The sequence below is a fragment of the Paenirhodobacter populi genome (genome assembly GCF_004022215.1).
GTDB classification, from domain to species: domain Bacteria; phylum Pseudomonadota; class Alphaproteobacteria; order Rhodobacterales; family Rhodobacteraceae; genus Rhodobacter; species Rhodobacter populi.
Genome location: NZ_SAUZ01000054.1, coordinates 1 through 8,528 on the forward strand (window position 1 = coordinate 1; position 8,528 = coordinate 8,528).

Below are 8,528 nucleotides of genomic sequence, written 5' to 3' on the forward strand. Positions count from 1 at the left end.
GAACACATTCTTCGCCAGATCGAGCCCGACAGTGGTAATCTCCGACATGACCGCTCTCCTATGTGGATCCTTGCAGGCCCACCTTGGCACACAGATGCCGTCGGAGGGCGGTCACATCATCAGAGCCGGTGAAGCGTAGATCTTACGATCTGGAATGCTTATGAAATTTGCCGCTACCACCGCATTTACGGCATGACTCGCGATGTTCGCCTGTGCCACCGCAGCTGCCGCAAGCCCCACAGAAGGCCTTCACCCAGTATCCGTCCCCGCCGCATCCTGGGCACGTCCGTCCGTCCGTGAGCACTCCAGTCTCTGAACAGTTTTTGCAGGGAGTTCCGGGGTGAACTATCTGTCCCTCACCGGAACAGGCTCTGCACGATCTGATGAACTCGCCGGTGCCGTTGCACGGGTGACAATTGCCCCGCACATCGGTCACGGTGTAGTCTCGGAAAAACCCGCTCTTATAGCTTCGATGAACAGTTGAGCCGTCCCACCGCTTGGCGGTCTCATACGTTCCTCCGAAGAACCCCTTGTGCATCTGTCCAGTCTCGACCGTCCTGCCATTCTTTGTGGTCTTCGTCGTGGTTTTGTTCCCGAAGAGGCCTTGCTTGCCGGTGTAGGTTTTGGTCTTGCCGGTGGCGTGGTTCGTAACGATCGTCTTGGGCTTCCCCGTCCAGGTCGTTGTTCTGCGGATCGACGTTCCGCCGGTTAGCGATGCAAACAGCGTTCCGAAAAAGCCTGTGCTGTTGCGACGACGGGCCATAACGACACCTCATGTTCGGCATAAGAAACGCGGGTGGACGAGCGTGGTCGTCACACTGACTATTCGCCATTAAATCAATAAGAAACGCACAAATACATCGAAAAACTCAGCAGCACTCCCTAATCAAACAGAACGGGATTTTCTCGACGCCGGCATATCCGGAGACATCAACAACAGGGTGGTCGCCATGACGACCATAGCATTTAGGGATGTAGCCCTCGCGGTCGCCCGCCTCCCAGAGCAGGATCTTGATCCTGTCGCCGCGGCGCATGCGGAATATCACCATGACGCCCCCCCCTTGGGGCAAAGCCCAGCTCGCCCTGCGCAATCGCCGCCAGACCATCATGCCCCTTGCGGAAGTCGGCGGGCTTGGTCGCGATCACGATCCGCGCTGCCTGATCCGGGAAGACCACAGCGCTCCCTCAACGCCGCCACCAGCGCCGCGGCACGTGTCGAGCCGCAGTCTGGCGGTAGATGCAGCGTAGCGCCGCCGATCTCAGCACGGATCACCGTGGCAAATGTCACCAGCGATGGAAGGGCCGCGGCCGCGGCTGTGATGATCCCCGCCCCCGCCAAGGCGGGTAGCGCAGCGGAGAGATGGTTCCTCAAGTTTTGATCCGCCGCCATTCCGTCCAATATCTCCTTCAACCTAGCAGCGCGATGCATGCGCTTTTGGCGCGCGACAGTCTAACGATCAGCGTGCCCGAGCCTGATGGCTCATGGCAATACCCTTAGTGAGCCCGCAATTTGGTCCTGGCTTTCGATCTGGTAAGTTTTCTTTCTGCCAGCCAAGTAGGTGCGCAAGTGCTTGGTGCCGACCGATGCTTCTGATGAAGCAAGATCCTTCGGCAGCCGAGCGAGATTCCGTTGCCTATGCGGTCTGTAACGGTTTGTTTTATTACGACATGTCCCCCAGCGGCGGGAGGGCCTTCGAGATCCTTATCGTTTCAAGGCTGACGGTGATGACACGTTGGAACAATCGCAGTGGATAGCCGCAGATCATGGCTGTGCCATATTACCGCTGTAGGGCGATTGCGCGGCAAGGCCAATACGGTATGATATGGTCATACTTTGGGAGCTTTCATGACAGTCAAAACCACCTTGAGCTTCACCGACCGTCACCACCGCTTTCTGACCGAGAAGGTCGGTGCAGGCGTCTTCGCGTCACAATCTGCGCTGGTCGCGGCAGCTCTGGAGCAGATGATCCAAGACGAGGAGGAGCGCGAGATCGCGCTGGGCGTCTTCGCCGACGAGATCCGGAGCAGATTGCAGACACCGCGAGAAGCATTCGTCGAGGGGGACGAGGCGTTTGCCCGGGCCCGCGCTCGGCTGGCCTCTGGTGATCGGTGATCTATCGCATCCGTTTCCATCCTTCGGTAGCTGACGACCTCGATTGGATTGCCGAATGGATCTTTGACTATGCCGGAGCAACCAGCGTTGCAGCTAAGCTGGATGAGATCGAAGCGACGATCCGCAGCCTCGCGCGGACCCCAAATAAGGGAAGCAGGCGCGACGAGATTTCATCAGGACTTCGGGCGATCCCTGCGGGGCGGAAGGGGACCGTTGTGTTCGCAGTCGACGATGATCTGCGTGAGGTCCTTATATACGCCGTGAGTTATGGCGGCGCGGATTGGGTCCGCCGGGGCAAGGCGCGCAGTTGAGTGTGCGTTGCCCGCAAGACCTCAGACTGCTACTGCGGGGCAGGGTGGGACTATTGCCTTGGACATTGCGAAACAGCTCGCAAGGCACGCCCCCGCAACCAGAAATCCTACACTTTGATCAACCTCCTGTTCGCAGGAGGTTTTTTGATGTCCACTCAACCGATCCGCATTCAGGCTCAGCGCCAGAATCCCCGCAAGATCGCCGTGCAGCGTCAGATCGAGGCTCATCCGCTTGCCCTTGGTCGGCACCGGCGTCGCCATGATCTTCCCGATCAGGCTCCGGATCGCTTCCCGTGCCCCGGACTTGCGGAAGGGTTCCGTCAGGCCCGCGATCAGGCTGCGGATCCGTTCGTGGTAAGTGTCGGCCATCTTCGCATGGATGCGGATCGTTGATCCCGTGGCAGGGGTGGAGGCGAGGTCCTTCTGCAGTTGCTTCTGGCGGATATCCAGCTGTTCCATCTTCGCCTTGATCCGCTCGGGCGGCAGACCGGCGGTGAGAGCGTTCACCAGCGTGTCCTGTTCCTTGATGACCTTGACCAGTTCCTTCTCCTTGACCGCCCGATCATCGGTGTGGGTGGCGGCCAGGCGGTTGCGCTCGGCGATGTATTCGGCGGCGAAGACCTTGACGAGTTCGGGATCCATCAGCCGCTCGGAAAGGATGGTCAGGATCCGGCCCTCCAGATCTTGGCGGGTGATGCCGGTGCGGTTGGGGCAGACCGAGGTGCCCTTGTTGCGCGAATTGCCGCAGCCGAAGCGATCCTTGCCGATCGTGGAGAAGCCGCCACCGCAGCAGCCGCATTTGACGAGGCCGGTCAGCAGGAAGCGTGGCTCACGCCGTTCCCAGGCCTCGCGTTCGGTTTGTTCAATCTTGCGGCCTTCCTGGCGGGCCTTCACCTTGTCCCAGAGATCCTAGTCGATGATGCGCAGTTCGGGGACCTCATGGGTGATCCATTCCGCGGGCGGGTTGAGCCGGGCCTAGCGTTTGCCGGTCTGGGGATCCTTGACGAACTTCTGCCGGTTCCAGACCATCTGGCCGATGTAGAGTTCGTTGTTCAGGATGCCGGTGCCGCGCTTCGGATTGCCGTGAATGGTGGATTTGTCCCATTTGCCACCGTGCGGGCCGGAGACGCCTTCCCGGTTCAGCATGTCGGCGATCTTGTTTGGCGATTCCCCGTCGAGATAGGCGTGGAAGATCCGCTGCACGACGGCGGCTTCTTCCGGGAGGATCTCGCGGTCGCCGTTTGAGTTCGCCGTCTTCGGTAAGGCTGCGCAGCACCCTGTAGCCATAGGCGTTGCCGCCACCGGACTTGCCGGCCTCGATCCGGCCGCGCAGGCCTCGGTGGGTCTTGGTCGAGAGATCGGCAAGTGTCGCCGCGTTCATCGTGCCCTTGAAGCCGATGAGCATCTGGGTGATCTCGCCTTCCTGCAGCGTGATTATCTTCACGCCCGCGAAGGTCATGTTGTCGTAGATGCTGGCGATATCGGCCTGTCCCCGGGAAATCCGTTCCATGCCTTCCGCCAGCACGATGTCGAACTTCCGGGCGCGGCCGCCCTGGATCATCCGCTGCACCCCAGGCCGCAGGATTACATGCGAGCCGGAGATCGCGCTGTCCTCATAGACGGCGCTCACGCTCCAGCCCATGCGCTCCGCATATTCCCGGCATTGCCGGATCTGGTCCTCGCAGGAGGTCGGGTTCTGCATATCCGTCGAGTAACGGGCGTAGATCGCAACGCGCAAAGCCATGGGCGTAACTCCGGTATCAAGGATCGTTCAGGTCAGGGGTCGTCACCGCCACGCTCGGTTGCATGGTCTTCGCGGGCGGCATCACGGGCCAGCGCCCGCACGAGCGCCAGAATCTGTTCACGATGCTGGTCCGGCAGATCGCGCAGCGCAAGCATCGGCTGCAGGGCGGGTGAGGGCAGATCAACCGGAGGCGCATCAGCAGCAGGGCTGGTCGCCCCGCTCTGACGCCGCTTCCCGGCAATATGCTTCCTCGCTCGCGCCATCGGCCGAGTGCTCCCGCCCCGCGGCGCCGCAACGGCGGCCGTGGGTTCATATCGATTTGAATGATTGCCGGATCAGGTCCAGCGCTGCTCAGATCTATATAAGGCATGGATTGCTCGCTGATTTGGGAAATGCAGGCGGGATTGGCAGGTCAAAGCGCTATTCTGTGGATAACCTCGCCTCCTTCATGGCATTGGAAAAACTATATCGATTTATTTGATCCGCGAATGAGGCTGGGTGGTGTTGTTCGGGCGGAATCGGCAAAACGGAAAACAGAAATGGCCAAGAATACGGATTTTACACGGCTGCAAAAGAAACGAAAAAATAAAACAACTCATCTTCCTGTCAGGAAAAAGAAATGAAAAACCCGCACCGGCTGAGGTGAAAAAGAAAAGAGTGAAGAAAACGCGCCGGAAATCCGGCGCAAGATACGATAGCCAAGTTTGAAGCTATGACGTTCAAGTTCCTTCGAGGTGATGGCCAATTTTATCTGATTTGATGGTCGATTACGCGTGGTGAAATCCTTATTCTCTTCGAAATGATGGCCGCATTCTGAGACTGTGAAAACCGATAGCCAGAGAGGTTCCTCAGGATGACATCGGGCGGCATGCTCACCTCGAGGCACTACGACACCACCACCAGAGTTCTGCGTCGAGAAAGCCGACCGGTGCCTGGCTGACTCGGGGTTCGTCATCCAGGGTCCTGCCGAATGCCAGCCCGCCGCGATCCATCGCAGCGTTGATCTTTGCCCGCATCTCCGGGACAGCGATGTCGGACATCCGAATGACCCGTTGACCATTCAGGAGCGTAATCACCCGGATCCCGCCAATCTCGGTGTCATCTCCTCGCCTGCGGTGGTTTGATTGCCGCTACAAACGGCTCGTGATCCGCGGTCATGAGCGATTGCATCGGGATGCAGGCATTCGCGATCAGCAAGCCAGCATGTCTGTCACCGGAAAAACGGCACCAGCCACCGGTCGTCGACAGCCAGTCCGAAGACAACATACCGACCACATCAACCAAGTCGTCGCCGATGAAAACTTGCGGGAATGATCCGGGCGGACCAATCCGCACCGCCGCTGCTTGGTTGCCGGGCACACCAAGGGGAGGCGGCTCAAAAGCCCAGTTCATCAGGGCGTCGTAATGGGCATCGGTAATCTTTTTGATCATGGCGATATCCTTGTCATGGAAAACTGGACTGGTGCGGGTCAGCGTCCTTTGCCCTTCCACTCGCGGGCGAACCACCACCAGAGAGTGCTGTCGGCGTAGCCATCGGGCATCGCGGTGACGCGGAGATCGCCGACCAGTCGGCCCTCGAGATCTGGACCGAGGTCGTCGAGAAACCCTTGGAAGGCGTCCTTCACTTCCGGAACCTCGATATCTTCGGGCCGGATGGCCTCGCGACCGCCGCCGAGATTGAACACCGGCAGGCCGGCGCAAAATCCGGTCTCGGGCTGGCTCGCGTAGCGGTGCAAGGCGGCATTGAACCTCTTGCGGTCAGCCATCAGCTGCGATCGCACCGGGGTGCAGGCCTTGCCGATCGTGGCAAGGGTATCGCGGTCACCACAAAAACAGCACCAGCCAAGGCCTGCCGTCGAGAGCCAGCCGGAACGGGTGGTTCCGATCACCGGGCAGGGCCGGCCGTCAACCAGAACCTCCGGCGGCTGGTCGGGGGCGATGATACGCGCCGTCGTGACCAGGGGGCCGGGCCGACCGACTGGTGGCGGATCGAAAGCCCAGAGGATCAGGGCATCATAATGGGAATCGTCGAACGTCAGTGTCATGGCGATACCCTCCTCAAGTGAAAAGCTGTGCGGGGCAGTCGGCGTTGATCAGACCGCGTAGGAGCAGGTGGCCGCATTCCCGCTGTCGACCTCTTTCGGTTCACCGAGTGCGGTGTGAGGGCGCGGTAGCCGGGGAACGCGGTGGGCGCATTGTCTTGGGACCTGCCGTTATCCGGTCGCGGGTGCGTCAACGGGGTGCTTCGCGTGCGGCGCATCGGTCTCTTCAAGAGACGGGATACCGCAGAGGTGCCGATAGATGACGTCGCTTCCGAGGGAGCGCTTCCGCATCAGATCCCGTGCCAAGGCCTCCAGCACAGTCCGATGATCGGCCAGTATCTCACCCGCGCGGCGGTCCGCGCGTTCGATGCGCTAGCGGACCCGGGCTTCGACGACGGGATCGCGCAGCAGAGCTTCCTTGTCCCCGCCATGCCACACCGGCCCCTTGCATCCGAGGCCATAGACCGCTTCGATATCTAGCGTCCATTGGGTGGCCTTCGCCAGATCCGATTGTGCGGGGCCACCGGCGCCAGCCGAGATCTCGCCGAGAACTGCCCGTTCGGCGGCGCGGCCTGCAGGGCAGTAGGTGATCTCGGCCTCGATGTCGGCCAGAAGGCTCTCCGTCTGGCGCGGCAGCTGGGTGATCTGCCCGCCCTCATCCGAGATCATCATCCTCGTGATCTGGCCGAGTTGCAGGGCGGCGCCCGCAACGGCATGACCGGCTTCGTGCAGGGCGATCTGCCACAGGCGGTCCATGTTCTCGGCGTCACTCCCGATATTGAGATGGTCGCAGAGCGTCGCAGCCGTCAGCCTCTTCCGCGCATGTCGCGCGTCGGACCTGGCGGCACGGATCGCGGCATCAATGTCGGCAGGGCTACGACCGACGGCCCGGTGCGACAGCGCCTTAAGCTCGGCGTCCGCGATGTCTTCGCGCAACTGCCGGCGCAGCAAGCCGAGGATGGCACCCGCATCCGGCAGGGGCACCTCGATCTTGAGGTCGAAGCGCCCGGCACGCAGCATCGCCGGGTCCATGCGTTCGGGGTGATTGCAGGCGCCGATGAGGATAACGCCCTCCCGCAGCGCGATGCTGTTCACCTCGCCAAGGAAGCCGTTGATCACCTGCGTCCGGTAGTTGCTGCCGTGCCGGTCGCTGTCCGCGCGCGAGCCCACCGCATCGATCTCGTCGATGAACAGGATGCACGGGGCCAGTCGGCGCGCCTCGGCAAAAGTCTTACGCATCTCGCCGAGATGGCCGGCAGACTGCCATTCCGCGAAGCTGCCGGTGACGCAGGCGATACCGGCGCTGTTGCCCATGGCGCGGGCCAGCTAGGTCTTGCCGGTGCCCGACGGCCCGAAAAACAATGCAGACCGGCTGAGCTCCTGCCAGCTGATCTGACCTTTCTTCCAGGCCAAAAGGTCATCGACCAGCCGTCGTGCGGCGGTGAGCGCAGGCCCGGAGCCGGTCATCTCTTCCAGACGCGGGCCATCTGCCGCGGCGGGCGTGGTGATCGCCAGCAGGCGCTTGACCACGGTATGCAGATCGGGCGCGCGCAGCGCGGCAAGGGCCTGGCTCGAGTCAAGGCGCGCCAGCAGTGCGTCGTCGGGCAGGGCCCGGCGCAGCGCCGGTTCGTCGGTCAGCAACTCCGAGAGCTGCCCGGCGTGCAGATGCGCGATCAGGATATCGGCGCTGATCGGGGGCAGGCGGAACGCCGGGATATCTGCATGTTGCAGATGAACCGGCAAGCGGAGTCCCACCGGCAAGAGCGCGATCACCGGGGTGATCGCATCCATGATCTCGTCGAGATTGCGCAGGAACTTCACTTCGGCGGATTTGCTGACGGCGCCATCGCTCACCCCCGGAACGGTCAAGGCCCGGCCGCCGGTCGGGAAGCAGTGGCGGATCACCTCACTGATCAGGTTCAGATCTTCAACCGGAATATCGGTGAGGAAGGTCATCGCGCCACTGCGCTTCGCGGCGCGCAGTGCCTCCACAGTGCCAAAGGCGGTGGCAAGGCGCACTGCCGTCAGAGCTTTGCGCAGGGGGGTCGGCGCCCAAGGCTCTGCGATATGCTGTGCCTTCTCGGCGAGGTCGTCCTGAATCGCCTCGAACAACTCCGCCAGAGACTTGTCGACATCCTCCAGCTTAGTGGCTTCCTTCGGGGTGTCAGAGATGAGGTGATCGCGGCCGGCATGTCTTCTTAACCTTCTTGGCTAACGAATGACATGATAGTTTCGATGGGTCTGCGCCCCATGTTGCGATATCCGAGATGGGGTCGTTCGGTGTTGTGGTGGACGAGCCAGGCGTCAAGATCGGCCTG

At 61.4% G+C, this 8,528-nt stretch carries 12 protein-coding genes and 1 pseudogene; 3 read left to right on the top strand and 10 right to left on the bottom strand.

Annotated features, from left to right (window positions below; all coding sequences use genetic code 11):
- Positions 1-869: 869 nt before the first annotated feature.
- Positions 870-1,049, bottom strand: a complete 180-nt coding sequence (locus tag D2T30_RS22425) for a hypothetical protein (protein WP_128210596.1) — start codon at positions 1,047-1,049, stop codon at positions 870-872.
- A gap of 797 nt (positions 1,050-1,846) precedes the next feature.
- Between D2T30_RS22425 and D2T30_RS22430 the strand changes: the two genes are divergently transcribed.
- Both D2T30_RS22430 and D2T30_RS22435 read left to right on the top strand, forming a co-directional pair.
- On the top strand, positions 1,847-2,113 hold the full coding sequence (locus tag D2T30_RS22430; RefSeq protein WP_241651381.1) for a hypothetical protein: 267 nt from the start codon (positions 1,847-1,849) through the stop codon (positions 2,111-2,113).
- Positions 2,110-2,424 (top strand): type II toxin-antitoxin system RelE/ParE family toxin, encoded by a 315-nt coding sequence (locus D2T30_RS22435; protein WP_128210598.1) that lies wholly within the window; start codon positions 2,110-2,112, stop codon positions 2,422-2,424. The genes D2T30_RS22430 and D2T30_RS22435 overlap by 4 nt, the downstream gene beginning before the upstream one ends.
- Before the next feature lie 21 nt (positions 2,425-2,445).
- Here the strand turns inward: D2T30_RS22435 and D2T30_RS23840 are convergent, their stop codons facing one another.
- The 3 genes from D2T30_RS23840 to D2T30_RS23485 are packed head-to-tail and all read right to left on the bottom strand — an operon-like array spanning position 2,446 to position 4,431.
- On the bottom strand, positions 2,446-3,318 hold the full coding sequence (locus D2T30_RS23840) for a recombinase zinc ribbon domain-containing protein (protein WP_164884409.1): 873 nt from the start codon (positions 3,316-3,318) through the stop codon (positions 2,446-2,448).
- A gap of 43 nt (positions 3,319-3,361) precedes the next feature.
- A complete protein-coding gene (locus tag D2T30_RS24345; protein WP_449295453.1) occupies positions 3,362-4,168 on the bottom strand; it encodes a recombinase family protein in 807 nt (268 codons plus the stop codon).
- Between the two features lie 32 nt (positions 4,169-4,200).
- Positions 4,201-4,431, bottom strand: coding sequence for a hypothetical protein (locus D2T30_RS23485; RefSeq protein WP_206613066.1), 231 nt, complete (start codon positions 4,429-4,431; stop codon positions 4,201-4,203).
- 105 nt (positions 4,432-4,536) lie between these two features.
- Between D2T30_RS23485 and D2T30_RS22445 the strand changes: the two genes are divergently transcribed.
- A complete protein-coding gene (locus D2T30_RS22445; protein ID WP_128210599.1) occupies positions 4,537-4,791 on the top strand; it encodes a hypothetical protein in 255 nt (84 codons plus the stop codon).
- Here the strand turns inward: D2T30_RS22445 and D2T30_RS22450 are convergent.
- The 6 genes and pseudogenes from D2T30_RS22450 to D2T30_RS22475 form a co-directional block, all read right to left on the bottom strand.
- The gene (locus D2T30_RS22450; RefSeq protein WP_128210600.1) at positions 4,764-5,123 is read right to left on the bottom strand and encodes a hypothetical protein; all 360 of its coding nucleotides are present in this window, start codon (positions 5,121-5,123) and stop codon (positions 4,764-4,766) included. The genes D2T30_RS22445 and D2T30_RS22450 overlap by 28 nt on opposite strands.
- A gap of 143 nt (positions 5,124-5,266) precedes the next feature.
- Positions 5,267-5,599, bottom strand: coding sequence for a hypothetical protein (locus tag D2T30_RS22455; protein WP_128210601.1), 333 nt, complete (start codon positions 5,597-5,599; stop codon positions 5,267-5,269).
- 38 nt (positions 5,600-5,637) lie between these two features.
- Positions 5,638-6,213 carry a hypothetical protein gene (locus tag D2T30_RS22460; RefSeq protein WP_128210602.1) on the bottom strand — a complete coding sequence of 192 codons (576 nt, stop codon included), beginning with the start codon at positions 6,211-6,213 and terminating at the stop codon, positions 5,638-5,640.
- A gap of 369 nt (positions 6,214-6,582) precedes the next feature.
- Entirely contained in the window at positions 6,583-7,524 is a 942-nt protein-coding gene (locus tag D2T30_RS22465) for an AAA family ATPase (RefSeq protein ID WP_128210603.1), read from the bottom strand.
- Between the two features lie 12 nt (positions 7,525-7,536).
- Positions 7,537-8,322 carry an ATP-binding protein gene (locus tag D2T30_RS22470; protein WP_128210604.1) on the bottom strand — a complete coding sequence of 262 codons (786 nt, stop codon included), beginning with the start codon at positions 8,320-8,322 and terminating at the stop codon, positions 7,537-7,539.
- An 86-nt stretch (positions 8,323-8,408) separates the two neighbouring features.
- Positions 8,409-8,528: pseudogene (locus tag D2T30_RS22475) on the bottom strand (IS481 family transposase); the annotation flags it as partial.